The organism is Parvibaculum sp. (assembly GCF_039973015.1).
Classification (GTDB): domain Bacteria; phylum Pseudomonadota; class Alphaproteobacteria; order Parvibaculales; family Parvibaculaceae; genus Parvibaculum.
This window is the reverse complement of record NZ_JBDWLT010000010.1, coordinates 572,833-593,925: the sequence shown is the minus strand read 5'-3', so window position 1 is coordinate 593,925 and position 21,093 is coordinate 572,833. Positions and strand designations below refer to the sequence as shown.

18 protein-coding genes and 1 other RNA gene are annotated in these 21,093 nt (G+C 63.3%); 9 read left to right on the top strand and 10 right to left on the bottom strand.

The genetic code is table 11. From position 1 onward, the window contains the following. Window positions 1–35: 35 nt before the first annotated feature. The 3 genes from truA to def are packed head-to-tail and all read right to left on the bottom strand — an operon-like array spanning window position 36 to window position 2,235. The gene (gene truA / locus ABJO61_RS14065; RefSeq protein ID WP_348325850.1) at window positions 36–776 is read right to left on the bottom strand and encodes a tRNA pseudouridine(38-40) synthase TruA; all 741 of its coding nucleotides are present in this window, start codon (window positions 774–776) and stop codon (window positions 36–38) included. Then, window positions 776–1,708, bottom strand: a complete 933-nt coding sequence (fmt, locus tag ABJO61_RS14060) for a methionyl-tRNA formyltransferase (RefSeq protein ID WP_348326087.1) — start codon at window positions 1,706–1,708, stop codon at window positions 776–778. The genes truA and fmt overlap by 1 nt, the downstream gene beginning before the upstream one ends. Window positions 1,709–1,713: 5 nt before the next feature. Then, the gene (def, locus tag ABJO61_RS14055) at window positions 1,714–2,235 is read right to left on the bottom strand and encodes a peptide deformylase (RefSeq protein ID WP_348325851.1); all 522 of its coding nucleotides are present in this window, start codon (window positions 2,233–2,235) and stop codon (window positions 1,714–1,716) included. 120 nt (window positions 2,236–2,355) lie between these two features. Here def and rmuC point away from each other — a divergent pair, with 120 nt between their 5' ends. Both rmuC and ABJO61_RS14045 read left to right on the top strand, forming a co-directional pair. Further along, window positions 2,356–3,900 carry a DNA recombination protein RmuC gene (gene rmuC, locus ABJO61_RS14050; RefSeq protein ID WP_348325853.1) on the top strand — a complete coding sequence of 515 codons (1,545 nt, stop codon included), beginning with the start codon at window positions 2,356–2,358 and terminating at the stop codon, window positions 3,898–3,900. A 160-nt stretch (window positions 3,901–4,060) separates the two neighbouring features. Continuing rightward, window positions 4,061–5,404, top strand: coding sequence for a sodium:alanine symporter family protein (locus ABJO61_RS14045; protein WP_348325855.1), 1,344 nt, complete (start codon window positions 4,061–4,063; stop codon window positions 5,402–5,404). A gap of 7 nt (window positions 5,405–5,411) precedes the next feature. Here the strand turns inward: ABJO61_RS14045 and recR are convergent, their stop codons facing one another. The 4 genes from recR to ffs all read right to left on the bottom strand — a co-directional run bounded on the left by recR (window position 5,412) and on the right by ffs (window position 8,517). Then, window positions 5,412–6,011 carry a recombination mediator RecR gene (recR, locus tag ABJO61_RS14040; RefSeq protein ID WP_348325857.1) on the bottom strand — a complete coding sequence of 200 codons (600 nt, stop codon included), beginning with the start codon at window positions 6,009–6,011 and terminating at the stop codon, window positions 5,412–5,414. A 5-nt stretch (window positions 6,012–6,016) separates the two neighbouring features. Next, window positions 6,017–6,334 carry a YbaB/EbfC family nucleoid-associated protein gene (locus tag ABJO61_RS14035; protein WP_348325859.1) on the bottom strand — a complete coding sequence of 106 codons (318 nt, stop codon included), beginning with the start codon at window positions 6,332–6,334 and terminating at the stop codon, window positions 6,017–6,019. A 161-nt stretch (window positions 6,335–6,495) separates the two neighbouring features. Continuing rightward, entirely contained in the window at window positions 6,496–8,379 is a 1,884-nt protein-coding gene (locus ABJO61_RS14030; protein WP_348330588.1) for a DNA polymerase III subunit gamma/tau, read from the bottom strand. Window positions 8,380–8,418: 39 nt separating this feature from the next. Continuing rightward, an RNA gene (gene ffs, locus ABJO61_RS14025) (signal recognition particle sRNA small type) lies at window positions 8,419–8,517 on the bottom strand. Window positions 8,518–8,658: 141 nt separating this feature from the next. Here ffs and nudC point away from each other — a divergent pair. Continuing rightward, window positions 8,659–9,615: an NAD(+) diphosphatase gene (gene nudC, locus ABJO61_RS14020; RefSeq protein WP_348325863.1), complete on the top strand. Its 957-nt coding sequence runs from the start codon at window positions 8,659–8,661 to the stop codon at window positions 9,613–9,615. Here nudC and ABJO61_RS14015 read toward each other — a convergent pair. The 3 genes from ABJO61_RS14015 to ABJO61_RS14005 form a co-directional block, all read right to left on the bottom strand. Next, window positions 9,593–10,285, bottom strand: coding sequence for a hypothetical protein (locus tag ABJO61_RS14015; protein ID WP_348325865.1), 693 nt, complete (start codon window positions 10,283–10,285; stop codon window positions 9,593–9,595). The genes nudC and ABJO61_RS14015 overlap by 23 nt on opposite strands. Before the next feature lie 132 nt (window positions 10,286–10,417). Beyond that, the gene (locus ABJO61_RS14010; RefSeq protein ID WP_348325867.1) at window positions 10,418–11,290 is read right to left on the bottom strand and encodes a prephenate dehydratase; all 873 of its coding nucleotides are present in this window, start codon (window positions 11,288–11,290) and stop codon (window positions 10,418–10,420) included. Then, the gene (locus ABJO61_RS14005; RefSeq protein ID WP_348325869.1) at window positions 11,290–12,066 is read right to left on the bottom strand and encodes a 3-deoxy-manno-octulosonate cytidylyltransferase; all 777 of its coding nucleotides are present in this window, start codon (window positions 12,064–12,066) and stop codon (window positions 11,290–11,292) included. The genes ABJO61_RS14010 and ABJO61_RS14005 overlap by 1 nt, the downstream gene beginning before the upstream one ends. A 301-nt stretch (window positions 12,067–12,367) precedes the next feature. Between ABJO61_RS14005 and ABJO61_RS14000 the strand changes: the two genes are divergently transcribed. The 6 genes from ABJO61_RS14000 (at window position 12,368) to ABJO61_RS13975 (ending at window position 20,930) form a co-directional block, all read left to right on the top strand. Further along, window positions 12,368–13,012 carry a cytochrome c family protein gene (locus ABJO61_RS14000; protein WP_348325871.1) on the top strand — a complete coding sequence of 215 codons (645 nt, stop codon included), beginning with the start codon at window positions 12,368–12,370 and terminating at the stop codon, window positions 13,010–13,012. A gap of 195 nt (window positions 13,013–13,207) precedes the next feature. Next, window positions 13,208–15,247 carry an extracellular solute-binding protein gene (locus ABJO61_RS13995; RefSeq protein ID WP_348325873.1) on the top strand — a complete coding sequence of 680 codons (2,040 nt, stop codon included), beginning with the start codon at window positions 13,208–13,210 and terminating at the stop codon, window positions 15,245–15,247. After that, complete coding sequence (locus ABJO61_RS13990) at window positions 15,244–17,121, top strand: extracellular solute-binding protein (protein WP_348325875.1); 1,878 nt, start codon at window positions 15,244–15,246, stop codon at window positions 17,119–17,121. The genes ABJO61_RS13995 and ABJO61_RS13990 overlap by 4 nt, the downstream gene beginning before the upstream one ends. 5 nt (window positions 17,122–17,126) lie before the next feature. Then, on the top strand, window positions 17,127–18,236 hold the full coding sequence (locus ABJO61_RS13985; RefSeq protein ID WP_348325877.1) for a microcin C ABC transporter permease YejB: 1,110 nt from the start codon (window positions 17,127–17,129) through the stop codon (window positions 18,234–18,236). 1 nt (window position 18,237) lies between these two features. Continuing rightward, window positions 18,238–19,305, top strand: coding sequence for an ABC transporter permease (locus ABJO61_RS13980; protein ID WP_348325879.1), 1,068 nt, complete (start codon window positions 18,238–18,240; stop codon window positions 19,303–19,305). Beyond that, on the top strand, window positions 19,302–20,930 hold the full coding sequence (locus tag ABJO61_RS13975; RefSeq protein ID WP_348325881.1) for an ABC transporter ATP-binding protein: 1,629 nt from the start codon (window positions 19,302–19,304) through the stop codon (window positions 20,928–20,930). Before ABJO61_RS13980 ends, ABJO61_RS13975 begins: the two co-directional genes overlap by 4 nt. Window positions 20,931–21,093: the final 163 nt, after the last annotated feature.

Genomic DNA, 21,093 nt, shown 5'->3' with positions numbered 1-21,093 from the left:
CAACCCTCTCCCCGGAGGGGAGAGGGCTTTAGGGCTCACTCGTAATCCACTTGCAGAAGATAGAGCCCGTCCGGCGGCGCGACCGGTCCGCAGGCCGAACGGTCGGCGGCGGCCAGCGCCTTCTCGACGCCGCGCCGCGTCCACTTGCCCTCGCCCACCACCTTCAAGGTGCCCACGAAGGAGCGCACCTGATTGTGCAGAAAGCTCCGTGCACGGCAGATCACCTCGATCTCGTCGGCATAGCGCGAGACGGTGATTTCGTCGACCGTCTTGACCGGCGATTTCGCCTGGCACTGGACGGAGCGGAAGGTCGTGAAATCATGGCGGCCGACAAGCGCCTGCGCCGCCTCATGCATCGCTTGCGCATCGAGCGGCTTGTGCACCAGCCATGCCTGCCCCCTGTCGAGCGTCAAGGGCGCGCGGCGATTGACGATGCGGTACATGTAGTGGCGCTTCACGGCGGAGAAGCGCGCCTCGAAGGTCTCGGGCACCGCCTCCGCCCCGACGATCGCAACGGGATGCGGCCTCATATGCGCGTTCACGGCGTCGCGCAGCGTGTCGCAGGCGACATCGCGCGGCAGATCGACATGGGCGACCTGCCCCAGCGCATGAACGCCCGCATCCGTGCGGCCCGCGCCATAGACCTTGATGTCCTCGCCGCAAAAGCCCTTGAAACCCGTTTCCAGCACCTGCTGGACGGAGCTGCCATTCGTCTGCGCCTGCCAGCCGACAAAAGGCGAGCCGTCATATTCGATGGTGAGCTTGTAGCGCGGCATCAGGCGAGAACCTTGCCGGGTTCCAGCGGGAAGCCGCGCAGGAAATCGCGCGCGAACATGGGCGATTTCCCGGAGCGCTGAAGCTCCTCGATTTCGAGCGCGCCCTGCCCGCAGGCGATGACGATGGTGCCGAGCACGGACAACACCTCGCCCGGCTTGCCCGACTTCGCGACGGGTGTTGCGCGCAGCACCTTGATGCGCGTGGCGTCCTTGCCCTCGCCCGCCTCGAAAAAAGCGCCGGGAAAAGGCGTGAGGCCGCGGATCATGCAATCGAGTTCCTTTGCCGGGCGCGACCAGTCGATGCGGGCTTCCGCCTTTTCGATCTTTTTTGCATAGGTGACGCCCTCTTCGGGCTGCGGCGCCGGCACGAGACCGCCGCGCGAGAGGGCGGCAAGCGCGCGCACCATCAGCGATGCGCCGGTCTGCGAGAGCCGGTCATGAAGGCTGCCCGCCGTTTCCCGCGCGCCGATTTCGGTGCGCTCGGCGAGCAGGACCGGGCCCGTATCGAGGCCCTCCTCCATCTGCATGACCATGACGCCCGTCTCCTTGTCGCCCGCCATGATGGCGCGCTGGATGGGCGCGGCGCCACGCCAGCGCGGCAGCAGCGAGGCATGAAGATTGAGGCAACCGAGACGCGGCGCCTCCAGCACCGGCTTCGGCAGAATGAGGCCATAGGCGACGACAACCGCCGCGTCGAGATCGAGCGAGGCGAAAGCCTCCTGCTCGGCCTCGCCCTTGAGCGAGGCGGGCGTGAAGACGGGAATGCCATGCTCTTCGGCAAAGCGATGCACGGGCGACGGCTGTTCGGCCATGCCGCGGCCCGCCTTGCGCGGGGGCTGCGAATAGACGGCGACCACCTCGTGACCGGCGGCGAGAATCTCGGCGAGAACGGGAACGGAGAAATCCGGCGTTCCCATGAAGGCGAGCCGCAAGATGCTCAAGCCGGTTCTTTCTGGAATTTCTTCTGCTTGGCGAGCTTCTTCAGCATCATGTCACGCTTGGTGCGCGAGAGATGGTCAATGAAGAGAATGCCTTTCAGGTGGTCCATTTCATGCTGGAGGCAGGTGGCGAGCATCTCGTCGCACTCCTCCTCGCGAATCTCGCCCTGATAGTCGAGATAGCGCACACGGCATTTGGCCGAGCGCTCCACATCCTCGTAGAAATCGGGGACGGAGAGACAGCCTTCCTCGTAGACAGAGGTATCTTCCGAGGACCAGGTGATTTCCGGGTTGATGAAATAGCGGGGCTGGGGCTCCTCGCCTTCGCGGGCGAGGTCCATCACGATGACCTGCTTGGGCACACCGACCTGAATGGCGGCAAGGCCGATGCCCGGCGCGTCGTACATGGTCTCCAGCATGTCGTCCATGAGCGCGCGCAGCTCGCCGTCCACCCGTTCGACGGGGGTCGAGACCTGTTTCAGCCGGGGGTCCGGCGCGGTGATGATTTCGCGTATGGCCATGGGCTTTGAGATAAGCCGGGGCGGCTACCGGGTCAAGCGGCGGCAAGGGGATAGTGATGCGGGACCGGGGCGCCGAAACGCCGGGAATCGGCCTATAGTCGGCTCAAACGGAGACAGAAAATGAACGAAACGCTCATTGCCGGGCTGGTCGTCGGCGCGGCCGTCATTGTGGCGGCCTTGTTGCTCGTCTTTTTTCGCCGGAAAGGCGGCACGGATGCCGCCATTCTGGACGACTTGAAGACCAGGCTGGAGCAGCTGGACGGGACGCAGAAAGCCCAGGGCGGGCAGCTTACCGCGATCCTGAATGCACAGTCGCAAGCCTCGGGCGAACTGACGCGAACGCTTAATGAGCGCCTGACGCAAGGCGTCGAGAGCATTCAGGCCAGCGTACGCGCCATCGGCGAAAAGCTCGACCGGGACGTGGCAGCAATGGAGAAAAGCGCCGTCGAAGGCCGCGAAGGCCTGCGCACGCTCGTGGAACAGAAACTCGACGCCTCGACCACGAAACATTCGGACGCCGCCACCGCGCTGCGTACCGAACTCACGCAGAATTTCGACAAGACCAGCACGCTCATTTCCCAGACGCTTCGCCAGATGAGCGGCGACCAGCAGCAGCGGCTGAACGAATTTTCCGAAAGGATCAAGGCGCTCACGGAACAGTCCGCCGAAGGGCAGGAGAAGCTGCGGCAAACCGTCGAAACGCGCCTTGAGGTTCTTCGCAAGGACAACAGCGAAAAACTCGACGAGATGCGCAAGACCGTTGACGAGAAACTGCAATCGACGCTCGAAAAACGGCTTGGCGAATCCTTCAATACGGTCAGCCAGCAGCTCAAGCATGTCCATGAGGGACTGGGCGAGATGCAGAAGCTCGCGACCGGCGTCGGCGATCTCAAGCGCGTTCTGACCAATGTGAAAACGCGTGGCACATGGGCGGAAATCCAGCTCGGTATGCTGCTGGAAGATTATCTGACGGCAGATCAATTCGTGGTGAATGCGGCCATGAGGCCCAACAGTTCGGAGCGTGTCGAATTCGCGATCCGGTTTCCGGCACGGGATTCGGACGGGGCGGATATGTATCTTCCCATCGACTCGAAATTTCCGCGCGAGGATTATGAGCGGCTGGTCGTTGCCGCCGAAGCCGCCGATCTCAATGCCGTGGAAGCCGCAGCCGCAGCCCTCGAAACCTCGATCAGGAATTCGGCAAAGACGATCTCGGACAAATATATCAGTCCGCCGCATACCACCGATTTCGCCATTCTCTTTTTGCCGACGGAGGGCCTCTTCGCTGAAGTGCTGCGCCGCCCCGGCTTCCTCGACAAGCTGCAACGCGACTACCGCGTGACAGTGGCCGGCCCGACCACGCTTTCCTCGCTCCTCAGCGCCTTCCAGATGGGTTTCCGCTCGCTTGCCATCCAGCAGCGTTCAAGCGATGTGTGGAAGGTTCTGGGCGCGGTGCGCACCGAGTTCGGAAAGCATGGGGCAGTTCTCGACAAGCTCAAGAGCCAGCTCAATGCCGCGTCCAACAGCGTGGATGCGCTGGGCACGCGCACAAGGGCCATGAACCGTCAGCTCAAGGACGTGGAAGCCCTTCCGCTGGAAACAGAGGCACTTCTGAACATCGCCTCGCCCGATGGCGAGGCCGGAGAAGACGAAGCGGCCGACTAACAGCTTCCGCCCGGCACGTGCCGGTCTGGCCGATGCCTCCATATTGCCACGATACAAACCAGCTTTTTTGAGGGACAGCGCCGCTTTCTTTGCTAGGGTCACCACAAGCAGGGGTTGCCGCACCGCAGAAGCGGAGACGGCATAGTGACGGGGGCAAGGCATGCAGGCGCTACACGACTTCGTGGAGATGATCGACGGGTATCTCTGGGGCCCGTGGATGCTTGGCGCATTGGCGCTGACCGGCGTCTTCCTCACCGTCGGGCTGCGCTTCATCCCCTGGCGTAAACTGCCCGAGGCTTTCAAGTTCGCGCTTCAGCCCTCCAAAGGCCCGGGCGACATCTCGCCCTTCCAGGCGCTGATGACGGCGATGGCCGCAACGGTCGGTACCGGCAATATCGCGGGTGTTGCGACCGCCATCTATTTCGGCGGGCCGGGCGCACTCTTCTACATGTGGGTGATCGCGCTTGTCGGCATGGCGACGAAATATTCCGAGGCCGTTTGCGCCGTCGCCTATCGCGAGGTCGACGAGCTCGGCAATCACGTCGGCGGGCCGATGTATTACATCAAGAACGGCGTCGGCGCGAAATTCCCGAAAGTTGCGCTGGTGCTGGCTCCGGCCTTCGCGATCTTCACCGCCTTCGCAGGCTTCGGCATCGGCAATGGCGTGCAGGCGAACTCGGTGGCACTGGCGCTGCGCGATACGTTCGCGGTTCCCGTCGAGGTCACCGGCCTGCTGCTGATGGTCATTGTCGGCCTCGTCCTTATCGGCGGTATCCGCCGTATCGCGGATGTCGCCAGCGCGCTCGTGCCGACCATGATCGTTGTCTATCTCGGCACCGGCCTTGTCATCCTCGCAATGAACTATGCGGCGCTGCCCGGCGCCGTCGCGCTGATTTTCGAATCTGCCTTCACGCCGGTCGCAGCGGAAGGCGGCTTCCTCGGCGCCACCGTCATGCTTGCGATCCGCTGGGGTTTCGCGCGCGGCATCTTCTCCAATGAAGCGGGCCTCGGCAGCGCCGCCATCGCTCACGCGGCGGCAAAGACCGACGATCCGATCCAGCAGGGCCTTGTCGGCATGCTCGGCACCTTCATCGACACGATCATCGTCTGCACGATCACCGGCCTTGTCATCATCACGACGGGTGCGTGGATGAGCGGCGAGAACGGCGCGGTTCTCACCAGCACCGCATTCGGCGGCGCGCTGCCCTATGGCGGCATCATCGTCGCCGTCTGCCTCGCGCTCTTCGCCTTCACCACCTTGCTCGGCTGGAGCTATTACGGCGAGCGGGCCGTCGAATTCCTGTTCGGCGTGAAAGCGATCGTGCCCTATCGCATCGTCTGGGTGCTGGCGGTGCCGGTCGGCGCGGTCACCAGCCTCGACTTCGTCTGGCTGCTCGCCGATGCGCTGAATGCGATGATGGCGATCCCGAACCTGATCGCGCTCCTCATCCTCTCGCCCGCCATCTTTGCGATGACGCGGAACTACTGGGCGAAGGACAAGTAGGGCCGCTCTAGAAGGGGCGGCGGGACTTCATGGCGGCGGCCAGCGTGCCATCGTCCAGATAGTCGAGTTCGCCGCCCACCGGCACGCCATGCGCGAGTCGCGAGACGGCAATGCCGAGGCCGGAAATCCGGTCGGTGATGTAGTGCGCGGTGGTCTGGCCATCGACGGTCGCATTCATGGCCAGCACGACCTCCTTCACCTCGCCGCCCGATAGCCGCTCGACCAGCTTGCCGATATTGAGGTCGTCGGGGCCGACGCCGTCGAGCGCGGAGAGGACGCCGCCCAGCACATGATAGCGCCCCTTATGCGCGCCCGCGCGCTCCAGCGCCCAGAGATCGCCCACTTCCTCCACGATGCACAGCACATTCGGGTCGCGGCGGCCATCCGCGCAGATCGCACAAGGGTCTTGCGTATCGACATTGCCGCAGGTCGAACAGACGCGCGCCTTATCCGCCGCATCCGCCATCGCCTGGGCGAGGGGAATGAGCAGCGTTTCCTTCTTCTTGATGAGCTGAAGCACGGCGCGACGCGCGGAGCGGGGGCCGAGGCCGGGCAGCTTCGCAAGCAGCGCGATCAGGCGCTCGATCTCGGGACCGGTAACGGCCATTCGTGTCAGAGCCCGAGGCCGGGCGGGATCGGCAGACCGCCCGTGACGGCTTTCATCTTCTCCGCGGCCATTGCTTCGGCTTTCGCCTTCGCATCGGCGCAGGCCGCGACCATCAGGTCTTCGAGCACTTCGCGCTCCTCATCCTTCATGAGCGAGGGATCGATCGACACTTTCTTCACCTCGCCCTTGCCCGACATGGTGACGGCGACGAGCCCGCCGCCCGCACGGCCCTCGACCTCGGCGGCCTCAAGCTCGGTCTGCAGGTCCTGCATACGGGACTGAAGCTGCTGCGCCTGCTTCATGATGTCGAACATGTTCTTCACTAGTGCCCCGCTTCCAAAGTTCGCTTTACGTTGCAGCACCCTCCCGAGCGAACTTCGGACGCGAAAGGGCACTAGTAACTCTATATTTCCAGTGTGGTTCCGGTTTTCAGTTCCTGTGATGAGCAGGCCGCAAGGAAGACAGGAACTTCAAAACCACCACACTAGTCGGGCTCCCTGCTGTCATAATCGGCGGCCATCGCATCGAGGTCGATGCCTGGGTCGTCGGGGTCGGCGGGTATCACGTCCTCGCCTTCCGGCAGGGCGAGATCGGGCGAGCGCACATCGACGATCTCCGCGCCGGGGAAGGCGGCGAGTGCGGCCTTCACCAGCGGATCGGTACGTGCGTCTTCCTTGGCGGCTTCCTCGCGCGTTTTCGCCTGCTCGCGTAAGGTCGGTGCGGCGGGCGCCTCGCCTCTCGCAACGGAAACGAACCAGCGCTGCCCGGTCGCCTTCGACAGCGCCTCGGAAAGCTCGTTTGCAATCGTGCTCGGCGTGCCTTCGAGCGGCGCGATCTCGATGCGGCCTGCCTCGAAGCTGACGACGCGCACGCCAGCTTCCAGCGCATGCTTGAGGCGGATGTTGCGCTCCTTCGCGAGCAGCGCCACCACATCCTCGATGCTCGACAGCATGAGGGCCGGAACGGCTTGGGCGGGTGCCGGACGCGGTTCGCTGCGCAGCGACGACACGGAACGCAGTTGCGCGCGCGGACCGTCCGATGAGGGCGCAGCGGTGCGCGATGCGCCCGGCGTACCACCGCCACCGCTCTTCAGCTGTTCGGCGAGTTCTTCCGGGCTCGGCCCGTCCGCGACATAGGCGAGGCGGACCATGACCATTTCGGCGGCGGCAATGGGCCTTGCCGCGCCCTGCACTTCGGTGAGGCCCTTCAAGAGCATCTGCCATGTGCGCGACAACACGCGGATCGGCAGGCTCTTTGCCATTTCACTGCCGCGCTGGCGTTCCGTCTCCGACATGGCGATGTCCTCGCTCGCGCCGTCGACGAGTTTGAGGCGTGTCAGCCAATGCGTGAGGTCGGCAAGGTCGGAGAGCACGACGGCCGGATCGGCGCCGACATCATATTGCGCGCGAAGCTCGTTCAGCGCACCGCCTATATCCCCCTTCATCAGCAGGTCGAAGAGATCGAAGATGCGCGCGCGGTCGGCAAGGCCCAGCATGTCGCGCACATCGTCCTCGCGCACACCGTTCTGCCCATGCGCAATGGCACGGTCGAGCAGCGAGAGCGAATCGCGCGCCGAACCATCCGCCGCCCGGGCGATGAGCTTCAACGCGGCGTCTTCCGCCTCGACATTTTCCTTGCCCGCCACGCTGCCGAGCAGGCCCGCCAGCTCCTCCACCGAAAGACGGCGCAGGTCGAAACGCTGGCAGCGCGAGAGCACCGTCACCGGCACCTTGCGTATTTCCGTCGTCGCGAAGATGAATTTCACATGTGCGGGCGGCTCTTCAAGCGTCTTCAGCAGACCGTTGAAGGCCTGCTTGGAGAGCATGTGCACTTCGTCGATGATGTAGACCTTGTAGCGCGCCGAAACCGGCAGGTAGCGCACGCTGTCAATGATCTCGCGAATGTCGTCGATGCCGGTGCGCGATGCCGCGTCCATTTCCATCACGTCGACATGACGCGATTCCATGATCGCCTCGCAATGAACACCAAGCCCGTCCATATGGATCGTCGGGCTGTCCACGCCCGGCTTCTCGTAGTTGAGCGCCCGCGCGAGAATGCGGGCCGTCGTCGTCTTGCCGACACCGCGCACGCCGGTCAGCATGAAGGCATGGGCGACGCGGTTGGTCTCGAAGGCGTTCTTGAGGGTGCGGACCATCGCCTCCTGCCCCACCAGATCCTCGAAGACGCGGGGGCGGTATTTGCGGGCCAGCACCTGATAGCCAGCGGTATCGGACGCGCGCGCGGGCTCGGCTGCGGCTGCCGGCGCGGGGTCGCCGCCGAGGTCGAAACCGGGCTCCGTCGCCGGATCCGGCACATGGGGCGCGTCTTCGCTCTCGTCACCCGCCAGATTTTCCACGCTGTCAGTCATGGAAATCGCGGGCTCCTCTACGGCTGGAAGGGGGAACAAAGGTGGGAGACTGGACAGCGACCCGAGCGAAACTCGTTACGGCTGCTTCCTTCCGGATCTGACCGGGTTGGCGAGGGACTCGTCCGCGCCAGCCTCCCGAGGGGACTATATCAGGGGAACGGGCCGCGGATGCAAGGTCTTGCGCCCGAATCCGTCCGCTGTCCAAGAAGATTGAGCGAATTTCCGGCCTGTGCCAGTCTGCGCCACCCCGCCATTCAACAAAACAATCCGGAAACGCCAATGGCCCTGCCCGAAAATCCCAATATTTTCGCCAACAACCCGCTCGACCGCGCCAGCTACCGCCGCACCGACAAGGCCTGGATCGCGGAGCAGCTGGCCAATCCCGTCAGCCTCTTCGTGCCGTTCCGGCGTCTGCCGAAGCGCGACTGGGAGCCATTCGTGCTGCCGGAAGCGGCTCCCTCTCAAGGCAAGGATATCGGCTGGCTGCCCGCCGCCCTCATCCCCGAACTCGCGGGCGAGGGATGTCTCGTCTTTCTCGGCATCAACAAGCGCGGCAAGGCCCTTTTCGCGACCGATGTGAGCGAGACGAAAAACGCAGAAGAGCACCCCGCCCTCAAGGGTCAGGGCGCTTTCGAAGATCTGCGCGGGCTCGCCATGGCAGGCGAGATCACGCCGAGCGAACTCGCAATCATGGCGCAGGCGAAGTCGATGATCGACTGGCACAGCCGCCACGGCTTCTGCTCCGTCTGCGGCCACAGGAGCGAAATGGCCGAAGCCGGCTACAAGCGTCAGTGTCCCTCCTGCAAGGCGGAGCATTTCCCGCGCACAGACCCCGTCGTCATCATGCTCGCGATCCATGACGGCAAGTGCTTCCTGGGGCGCCAGAAGATCTGGCCGAAGGGCATGCATTCGGCGCTGGCGGGCTTCGTGGAGCCCGGCGAATCGATCGAGGAGGCGGTGGCGCGCGAACTGGACGAGGAAGCGGGCCTCAAGGTCTCGGAGGTGAGCTATCACTCGACGCAGCCCTGGCCCTATCCCTCATCGCTGATGATCGGCTGCCACGCCGTCGCCGATACGGAAGATTTCGAGATCGACGGCGTGGAGCTTTCCGAAGGACGCTGGTTCACACGGGAAGAAGCCAAGGCGATCATCGCCGGTCAGGGCGACGGAACGGCGTGGTTCCCCCCGCCCTTCGCCATCGCGCATCAGCTCATCAAGGCTTTTGCAGAGGGCTAGGCAGAAGGATACTGCGGCGGCGAAGCGCGGTATGGGCGGTGATGAAGAGGCAGAGCGTACCGAGAAGTTCGGCGCTCTCCTCCATCATGAGGTTTGCCTCCTTGGCGGCGAATACGAGTTCCTTGTCGCCAAGATCGCCCAGCAGATAGGCCGCCAGTCCTGCTGCCATCCACCGGCCTGAGCCCTTCAGCACCCATGCCGCTCCGGCCTGCACCACCGGCATCGTGGCGCGGCGCGAGGACAGGAAGAGCAGGACGGCCAGGAGGCCGGTAACGGCATATTTTATTTCATGCAGGAAAGACGGGACGCTCCAGGCGGCAAACCGCGTATCCTCGAACTCGATTTCGCGCATCAGAAGGGCAAGGATGAGAAGCGCAAGCCACAGAAAGGCGAGGAAAGATATCCTGTCGCGCGCCCGCGTCGCCGCCGCGATGAAGAGCCCGCCGCCCGTCCAGAGAAGCATGCACTGGCTGAGTTCTATCAGCGCGTTCTCTCTATAGAGGCTGATATGGCCGAGAGAGAAGACGAGCTCCAGGCAAACAGCGAATATGGCCGCGCCCGTCAGCCAGTCCCCCATATGCCGGATATCTGGAATGCGGATGACGGCGCCCGTGGCGGGAACAAGGCCGGGTCCGCTATTCTCTGAACGGAGACTGCTGTCTGCACTCAATCTGGATTCCCGCTACTGTTGTCATGGCGCCGGCACGGCGCGCGGCAACGCCAGGACACCGTAGCGCCTTTGGCCCGCTTTATAACAACTTTGTAACAGAGATCGGGTTCCCCGGGGAGCAGGGAAAATCCGCTAGATTTGCCCGCCCGCAAGGCTCGCCCGGTAACCATGCGCCTTGTAGATGCCGAGAATGCGCAGCTCGCTCGTGAAGAACTCCAGTTCTTCGAGCGCCAGGCGGACATTGCGCGAATCCGGGTGGCCTTCAATATCGGCATAGAACTGGCTGGCGTTGAAGCTGCCTTCAAGCTGGTAACTTTCGAGCTTCGTCATGTTGACGCCATTGGTCGCAAAGCCGCCCATCGCCTTGTAGAGCGCGGCGGGTACGTTGCGCACACGGAAGATGAAACTCGTGATCACGGGCCCCTCGTCCGGCCCCGCATCGTCAGGCTCGTTCGCCATGATGATGAAGCGGGTCGTGTTGTGCTCGGCATCCTCGACATTCGCGCGCAAGATATCGAGGTCGTAGATCTTCGCGGCAAGCTCCGATGCGAGAGCCGCCTGCGCCGGGTCGCCCGCCTCCGCAATCTGGCGCGCGGCGCCCGCCGTGTCGGCGGCGACGACAGCCTTCAGCCCCAGTTCGCGGATCACGCGGCGGCATTGACCGAGCGCATGCACATGGCTGTGCACGGATTTTATGTCCTCGATCTTCGTACCCTTGAGCCCGAGCAACTGATGCCGCACGGGCAGGAAGTGTTCGCCCACGATATAGAGGCCGGTGCCGGGAATGAGATGATGCACATCGGCGACGCGGCCCGCGAGCGAGTTCTCGATGGCGATCATGGCAAGGCGCGCGCGGCCCTCGCTTACCGCCGCGAACACGTCCTCGAACGTGTCGCAAGGCAGGACCATCATGCCGGGAAAGGCCTCGCGGCAGGCGATGTGCGAGTTCGCGCCCGCCTCGCCCTGAAAGGCAATAATATTGTCGGCGCTGGCGGTATCCGTCATCACGCAGGTCTCCCGGATAGCGCCGCACGGGCTTTTTCGAGGTCGGCCGAAGTATCGACACCGAGCGGAACGGTGTCAACGAGCGCCACTTCTATTGCCATGCCCGCTTCGAGCGCGCGCAATTGCTCCAGCTTTTCGCGCATTTCGAGCGGCGAAGGCGGCAGCGAAACGAAACGGGCCAGCGCCTCGCGGCGATAACCGTAAATCCCGATATGATGGTAGAGCGGTCCGTCGCCCCAGGGCGCGGTGGCGCGCGTAAAATAGAGCGCGCGCGCGATGCGGCTCTCGCCGAACGAGGTCACCACCTTCACGACATTCTGGTTGGTGCGTTCTTCCTCGTCGGAAATTTCGGCCGCGAGGGTCGAAATGTCGGCGCCCGGACGAACAAGCGCTTCATAGGTGCGGCGGATGAGCGCCGGGTTCAGCGTCGGCAGGTCGCCCTGCACATTGACGATGACGGTGTGGCGCCCTTCCGGGTCGATGCCGCAGACGGCAGCCCACACGCGGTCGGAACCGGAAGGGAGATCGGGATCGGTGAGAACTGCCTCGCCGCCCGCTTCGCGCACAGCATCGGCAATTTCGGCCTCGGCGGCGGCAACGACGACACGGCCCACGCCCGCCTCCATCGCACGGCGCCAGACCTGAACGATCATCGGGGCGCCGCAGATATCGGCGAGCGGCTTGTCCGGCAGCCGGGTCGAGGCCATGCGGGCGGGAATCACCACAATCGGATGCCCGGCAAGGTCGCTCCCCGCCTTCGTCGCCTGCTCCGCCATCTGCCTCAGTCTCCCTTTGCCTGCTGCGCGCGGCTCCGGTGCGACGGATCGCCGCAATTTGAGCCTCTCCTCGCGCCCCGTGCCGCACCGCCGGTGCACCAACGGACCGCCATACAGGTGTTTTTCCTTGATACACGCGGATTTCGCGCACTTATACGGCTTGCGGCACGGCGGCGGAAGCGGCTAATCTCCGCGCCAATTCCGCGGGGGCCTCGCTGAAGGGCGGAAACGCGCATTTTTGCCTGTTTTGCCGCATGGGCTACCGTTCATCAAATAAACGAACCGGCCGGAGCAGGAGCTAATGGACTCTTTCGAATTCAACAAGTTTGCAGGCGCACTGCTCGGCTCCATCCTCTTTATTCTTGCGGTGTCTCTTCTCACCGAGACTCTCTATGAGACGGAAGAAGCCAATCCGCAGGCCTATGCGGTAGCGGCGCTCGAAGAGGGCGGAGAAGGCGGCGGCGCAGCCGAAGCGGTCAAGGAAGTGCCGCTTGCGACGCTCCTCGCGCAGGCCGATGCGGGCCGCGGCGAAAAGGCTGCCAAGAAGTGCGCGGCCTGCCATACGTTCGACGAAGGCGGCGAAGCACGGATCGGCCCGAACCTTTACGGTATCGTCGGCGCGAAGCACGCCCACATGGCCGGCTTTGCCTATTCTTCTGCCATGCAGGAGAAGTCCTCAGAGGCGTGGGGCTTCGAAGAACTCTCTCACTTCATTGAGGATCCGCGCGGTTACATCCCGGGCACGGCGATGAGCTTTGCCGGCATCAGGAAGCCGCAGGAGCGCGCGGACCTGCTGGTCTATCTGAACTCGCTCGGCTCCAACCAGCCGCTCCCGGAACCGCCTGCGGAAGAAGCAGCCCCCGAAGAAGGCGCTGCGGCCGAAGAAGCCGCGCCGGTCGAGGAAGGTGCTGACGCCGGGGAAGGCGAAGAGCCCGCCGCCGAGTAATCCGGCAGCGATACAGGATTTGAAGCGCGCCCGGAGAAATCCGGGCGCGTTTTCTTTTGTGCCAGCCCCCCGGATGACTTTGTTTTAATGGGATAAAACCGCTAAAACAGAGCACAATAAGAAACCGATCGAGGGGGCGCGGCACGGCGGCCCGACATGTCCGGCGCGCTGCATCGGGCAAGAGGGAGAATAAGTGTGCGTGGTTTCATGACCAGGCCGGTGGTAGCCGGTGCGGCCGTCATCTTTTTGATGGTGGCGGCGATCTTCTATTTTTCAGGCGGCGACGAGGCCAGCCGCGAAGCCGGACAAGAAGCGGGAATGGCCGGAGCGACGGCTGCGGGACCGGCGGAAACCGCCGGGAGCGCCGCAGGCCCGGCCGAACAGACTTCCGAAGAGGCGTTCCGCCGCCCGAATGAAGTCGTCATCCCGGTGACGGAAGATGCCGATTTCGATCCGACCATCCCGCGCCACGGCTCCTCGCTTTTCGGCGAGTTGAAATACGGGCCGGATTTCGACCATTTCGACTATGTGAACCCGGATGCGCCCAAGGGCGGCGCGGTGCGCTACGGCGTCTTCGGCAGTTTCGACAGCCTCAATCCCTTCATCGTGAAGGGGCAGGCCGCTGCGGGCAGCAGCACCTATATTTACGATACGCTGATGACGGCGAGCATGGACGAGCCCGCTTCAGAATACGGGCTTCTCGCCGAAAGCGTCCGCCATCCCAAGGACTATTCCTCCGTCACCTACAGGCTGCGCGCGCGGGCGACGTGGCATGATGGCGAGCCGGTGACGCCGGAGGATGTCGTCTGGACCTTCGAAACGCTGAAGAAGAGCCACCCCTTCTACAACGCCTATTACGCAAACGTCGTGAAGGCGGAGAAGACCGCCGAACACGAAGTGACCTTCACCTTCAACCAGACGGGCAACCGCGAACTGCCGCAGATCGTCGGCCAGCTTCCCGTGCTGCCGAAGCACTACTGGACGGGTAAGAACGCGAAAGGCGAGACCCGCAACTTCGCCGAGACAACGCTCGAACCGCCGCTCGGCAGCGGCCCCTATCGCGTGGGCAAGGTCTCGCCCGGCCGCTCCATCACGTTTGAGCGCGTGCCGGACTATTGGGCGGCGGACCTGCCGGTAAATGCCGGTACCAATAATTTCGACAAGATCGTTTTCGAATATTTTCGCGATACGACGGTGGCGCTCGAAGCCCTGAAAGGCGACCGCGTGGACTTTCGCATCGAGAACAGCGCGAAGAACTGGGCGACGGAATATGACGTCCCGCCCGTCCGCCGCGGCGATCTCAAAAGAGAAGAAATCCGCACGATGAACCCGGCCGGTATGCAGGCCTTCGCCTTCAACACCCGCCGCAACAAGTTCAAGGATGCCCGGGTGCGCGAGGCTTTCAACTGGGCTTTCGATTTCGAGTGGATGAACAAGAATCTCTTCTACGATTCCTATACGCGCACCGACAGCTACTTCGCCAATTCAGAACTGGCCGCACATGGCCTTCCGCAAGGCCGCGAACTTGCCATTCTCAAAGAGTTCGAGGACAAGCTGCCGCCGGAAATCTTCACCGAGGCTTACGAGAACCCGAAGACCGATGGCAGCGGCAACAACCGCGCGAACCTGCGCAAGGCGGCCGCGCTTCTCAAGGATGCGGGCTGGACGATCAAGGACGGTAAGCTCACCAGCGAGCAAGGCGAGGTCATGACGGTCGAGTTCCTGCTCGACCAGCCGACATTCGAGCGCGTGGTCGCGCCCTTCCAGCAATCGCTGAAGAGGCTCGGTATCGAGGCGACGATCCGCACCGTCGATACACCGCAATATAAAAACCGCACCGACAATTACGACTTCGACATCATCGTCGATACGTTCGGTCAGTCTCTTTCGCCCGGCAATGAGCAGCGCGAGTTCTGGGGTTGCGCGGCGGCGGAAAAGACAGGCAGCCGCAATACGGCCGGCATTTGCGATCCGGTCGTCGAGAAACTCATCGACAAGATCATCTATGCCGAGAGCCGGGCGGAACTCATTGCCGCGAGCCGCGCGCTCGACCGTGTTCTGCTGTTCGGCCACTATGTCGTACCGCAATGGTATTCGCCGAATACGCGGCTCGCCTATTGGGCGCGCATGAAGCATCCCGAAGAAATGCCGCCCTATTCGAGCGGTTTCCCGACGATCTGGTGGGCCGACAAGGGCGCGGCGCCTGCGGCCCCCGAACGCGGCGAGGCCGAATGAGGCGCAGCGCGGGACGGCTCGGCGCGCTGACGCGGCGGCAGATGCTGGCGCTCACCGGGGGCGCAGCGGCGGCTCTTTCGCTCCCCTTCTCGCCCGCCCGTGCGGCAGGGCCCGCGCGGCGTCATGGCATGTCGATTTTCGGCGAGCTCAAATATGCGCCGGACTTCACGCATTTCGACTATGTGAACCCGGATGCGCCCAAGGGCGGCAGCTTCTCGCAGATCGGCCCGACGGCTGCCTATAACGCCTCCTTCTATACATTCGACACGCTGAACGGTTACATCCTCAAAGGGAACGCCGCGCAGGGTCTCGAACTCCTTTTCGACACGCTGATGGTGCGCGCCTATGACGAGCCGGATGCGGTCTACGGGCTTCTCGCGGAAAGCGTCGAGGTATCGCAGGACGGCAACCGCCTTACCTTCCGCTTGCGCGAGGATGCGCGCTTCCATGACGGCACATCCCTCACCGCGGAAGACGCCGCCTTCTCCTTCATGCTGCTGAAGGAAAAAGGCCATCCGCTGATCGCGCAGAATGTGAAGGAGATGGCCTCGGCGGAAGCGGCGGACAGGCACACGCTCACCATCACGCTGACCGGCGAGCAGACGCGCGACCTGCCGCTCTTCATCGCAGGCACGCTGCCCGTCTTCTCCAGGGCCTTCTATACGGCGCATGATTTCGCCGATGCCTCGCTCACGCCGCCGCTTGGCAGCGGGCCTTACCGCGTCGGCAAGATCCGCGCGGGCCGCGCCATCACCTATGAGCGCGTCGAGGACTATTGGGGACAAAATCTTCCCGTGAACAAGGGGAAGTGGAATTTCGGCGAAGTGCGCTTCGAATATTTCCGCGACCGCACGGCGCAGTTCGAGGCCTTCAAGGCGGGCGGCTATCTCTTTCGCGAGGAGTTCACCTCGAAGACCTGGGCGACGGAGTACGAGTTCCCCGCGGTGAAGGACGGGCGCGTGAAGCTTCTCACCCTGCCCGACGATACGCCGTCGGGCGCGCAGGGCTGGTTCCTCAATACGCGACGCTCGAAGTTCCAGGACATCCGCGTACGCGAGGCGATGGGGCTTGCCTTCGACTTTGCCTGGACGAACAGGAACCTTTTCCACGATCTCTACAAGCGCACAGAGAGCTATTTCGAAAACTCGCCGATGAAAGCGACGGGTGCGCCCGATGCCGACGAGCTTGCGCTGCTGGAGCCGTGGCGCGGCAAGGTGCCCGACGCCGTTTTCGGTCCCGTGGTCACGCCGCCCGCGAGCGACGGTTCGGGGCAGGACCGCAAGCTTCTGCGCCGTGCCGCCGGTCTTCTCGACGCGGCGGGCTGGACCGTGCAGGACGGCAAGCGCCGCAACGCGGCGGGCGAGGTGCTGTCCATCGAATTTCTCGACAATGATCCGATGGTGGAGCGTATCGTCGCGCCGCTTGCGAAAAACCTCCGCCTTCTCGGCATCGATGCGGACAGCCGCACCATCGACACCTCGCAATATCAGCTGCGCCGCGACAATTACGATTTCGATGTCGTCATGCAGCGCTATCCGCTCAGCCTCACGCCCGGCGTCGAGGCTCGCAGCTACTGGTCGTCTGCGTTCGCGAAAATTCCCGGCGGGCGAAATCTTTCGGGCATATCGAACCCCGCGATCGACGCGCTGATCGAGAAGGTCATTGCCGCACCGACACGCGCGGAACAGGAAGTCGCCGCCCGCGCGCTCGACCGGGTGCTGCGCGCCGGACACTACTGGGTGCCGCAGTGGCACAAGAATACCCACCATCTCGCCTTCTGGGACAAGTTCGCCCGGCCGGAGACGAAACCGAAATATCATCGTGGCGTGCTCGCGACCTGGTGGTCCGCGGATGCCATGACCGGGGAGAATTGAGGCTCATGTCCGCCTACATTTTCAGACGCTTCCTGCTGATGATCCCGACCATTTTCGGGATCATGCTTGTCAGCTTCGCGCTCATCCAGTTCGCGCCCGGCGGCCCCATCGAGCGGATCATCGCGCAGCTTCAGGGGACGGAGGTTTCCGCCACCGCGCGGATCGGCGGTGCGTCGGGCGGCGACTTTGGCGCGCAGGGCCAGATGTCCGGCGCCGACAGTTCCATGAACAGCAAATATCGCGGCGCGCAGGGCCTCGACCCGGAATTCCTGAAAGACCTCGAAAAGCAGTTCGGTTTCGACAAGCCCGCGCATGAGCGTTTCATCAAGATGATGTGGGACTATGCGCGCTTCGATTTCGGCGAAAGCTATTTCCGCGATGTGAGCGTGTTGAGCCTCATCGCGGAAAAGCTTCCCGTCTCCGTTTCGCTCGGCCTCTGGACAACGCTCCTCACCTACCTGATCTCGATCCCGCTCGGCATAAGGAAGGCGGTCCGCGACGGCAGCAGGTTCGACACATGGACGAGCGGCGTCATCATTGTCGGCTATGCCGTTCCCGGCTTCCTCTTCGCCGTCTTCCTGATCGTACTCTTCGCTGGCGGCTCCTACTGGTCGGTCTTCCCGCTTCGCGGCCTCACCTCCGACAATTGGGAAAGCCTCAGCCTCTTCGGCAAGGCGCTCGACTATCTCTGGCACATCATCCTGCCGGTCACCGCGCTCGTCATCGGCGCCTTCGCGACCACCTCGCTGCTCACGAAGAATTCCTTCCTCGACGAAATCCGCAAGCAATATGTGATGACCGCGCGCGCGAAAGGCCTGTCCGAACGCCAGGTGCTCTACGGCCATGTCTTCCGCAACGCCATGCTCATCATCATCGCGGGCTTCCCCGGCGCCTTCATAACGGCTTTCTTCACCGGCTCGCTGCTGATCGAGCAGATTTTCTCGCTGGACGGGCTCGGGCTCCTCTCCTTCGAGTCGATCGTCAACCGCGACTACCCTGTCGTCTTTGCGACGCTTTACATCTTCGGCCTGCTCGGCCTTGTCATCAGTCTCATCTCGGACCTCACCTATACATGGGTCGATCCGCGCATCGACTTCGAAACGAGGGAGGTCTGACATGCGCCTTCCCTTTCTGAACCTCCCCTTCCCGGGCATGCGCAAAAAACCGATGAGCCCGATCAACCAGCGGCGCTGGCGGAACTTCAAGGCGAACAGGCGCGGTTACTGGAGCCTCTGGCTCTTCGCCATCCTTTTCGTCGTTTCGCTCTTCGCGGAATTCATCGCCAATGACAGGCCGCTTCTCGTCACCTATCAGGGCGAGGCCTATTTCCCGGTCTTCGTCGACTATCCTGAAACGGATTTCGGCGGCTTCTTCGAAACGGCAGCCGATTACCGCGATCCCGTCGTGAAGGGCCTCATCCAGGATTCCGGCGGCATCATGATCTGGCCGCCGATCGAATATTCCTATCGCACGATCAATCTCGAACGCCGGGCGCTCTCCCCACCTTCCGCCGACAACTGGCTGGGGACGGACGATCAGGGGCGCGATGTCGCCGCGCGCCTCATCTACGGCTTCCGTATTTCCGTTCTCTTCGGGCTCATTCTCACCATCCTTTCCTCGATCATCGGCGTCGCGGCGGGCGCGGTGCAGGGCTATTTCGGCGGCTGGACCGACCTCATCTTCCAGCGCTTCATCGAAATCTGGACGAGCGTGCCGCAGCTCTACCTGCTCATCATCATTGCCGCGATCATCGAGCCCAATTTCTGGATATTGCTCGGCATCATGCTGCTCTTCTCATGGGTCGCGCTTGTCGGCGTGGTGCGGGCCGAGTTCCTGCGCGCACGTAACTTCGAATATGTGAATGCGGCGCGCGCCTTCGGCCTGTCCAACACGAAGATCATGTTCCGCCATCTGCTGCCAAACGCGATGGTGGCAACACTCACCTTCATCCCCTTCATCCTCAATTCGTCGATCACGACGCTGACCGCGCTCGACTTTCTCGGCTTCGGGCTTCCGCCCGGCTCGCCCTCGCTCGGCGAATTGTTGCAGCAGGGCAAGGCCAACCTTCAGGCGCCCTGGCTCGGCTTCACCGGCTTCTTCGCCATCGCGATCATGCTGAGCCTGCTGATCTTCATCGGCGAGGCCGTGCGCGATGCCTTCGATCCAAGGAAGGTGCTGCGATGAGCGCGCCTCTCGTCACCGTAAAAGACCTCTCCGTCGGCTTCCGCATGGACGGCAAGGAAACGATTGCCGTCGACAAGGTGTCCTTCGATATTCGCCCCGGCGAAACGGTCGCGCTTGTCGGCGAGTCCGGGTCGGGCAAGTCCGTCTCGGCGCTCTCGATCATGCAGCTCCTTTCCTATCCGCAGGCTTTTCACCCCTCGGGCGAAATCCTCTTCGAGGGAAAAAACCTCATCGGCGCGGATGAAAAGACGATGCGGCAGATCCGCGGCAACAAGATCACGATGGTCTTTCAGGAGCCGCTGACCTCGCTGAACCCGCTGCACACGATCGAGCGGCAGGTGGGTGAAGTGCTGATCGAGCACAAGGGAATGCGCGGACCCGCCGTCAAGACGCGTGTACTCGACCTGCTGAAGCGCGTCGGTATCCCCAATGCGGAGGAGCGCCTCGGCGCCTATCCGCACCAGCTTTCGGGCGGTCAGCGCCAGCGCGTCATCATCGCCATGGCGCTTGCGAACGAGCCCGGCCTTCTCATCGCCGACGAGCCCACCACCGCGCTCGACGTGACCGTGCAGGCGCAGATTCTCGAACTCCTGAGCGAGCTCAAGCGCGAGATGGGCATGGCGCTTCTCCTCATCACGCATGATCTCGGCATCGTCAGGAAGATGGCCGACCGCGTCAATGTGATGACCAGGGGCAAGATCGTTGAACACGGCCCCACGGAAGGGGTCTTCACCGCGCCGAAAAACGACTACACGAAGCATCTGCTCGCCTCCGAACCCAAGGGCCGTTCGCTCGGCGCGCCGAAGGACGGGCCGGTCGTCATGGAAGCGGACGGCCTCAAGGTCTGGTTCCCGATCAAGCGCGGCCTGCTCCGCCGCACGGTGGGTCATGTCAAAGCGGTGGACGGCGTTTCGCTCTCGCTGCGTCAGGGGCGCACGCTCGGCGTCGTCGGTGAATCCGGTTCCGGCAAGACGACGCTCGGCCTTGCCATGATGCGTCTTCTTTCCAGCGAGGGCGGAATCCGTTTCGAAGGCCGGAATATTCAGGATATGAAATCGAAGGAGCTGCGCCCGCTCCGGCGCGACATGCAGATCGTCTTTCAAGACCCCTATGGCTCGCTCTCCCCCCGTATGTCCGTCTCGCAGATTGTCGGCGAGGGGCTGCAAATCCAGCAGCCGGAACTATCGGCAGAGGAACGCCGCGCCCGCGTCGCGCAGGCGCTTTGCGATGTCGGTCTCGATGCCTCCATGCAGGACCGTTATCCGCATGAGTTTTCCGGCGGCCAGCGCCAGCGCATCGCGATTGCGCGCGCGATGGCGTTGAACCCGCGCTTCGTCATGCTGGACGAGCCTACATCCGCGCTCGACATGTCGGTGCAGGCGCAGATCGTGGACCTGCTTCGCGAGCTTCAGCGCAAGAACAATCTCGCCTATCTCTTCATCAGCCATGACCTGAAAGTCGTGCGCGCACTGGCCGACGACATCATCGTGATGAAGGATGGCAAGGTGATGGAAGCAGGCAGCGCCGACGAGGTCTTCGACCATCCGAAGACGGATTATACCAAAGCCCTCATGGCCGCCGCCTTCGACCTCGAAGCCGCCCCCGCAGGCGTCGTTTCCGAGTAGCCTCCTACCACCCTCCCCCTGTGGGAGGGTCGGAAAATTCAAACGTAGTGCAGAATTTTTCGGGGAGGGGTAAGCGGGGTAAACGGGTGGCAAGCCATTCGCCGAAGGCGGAGAACCCCTCCCCGAAATTCGTTTCGCTGAAGCTCACGAATTTCGACCCTCC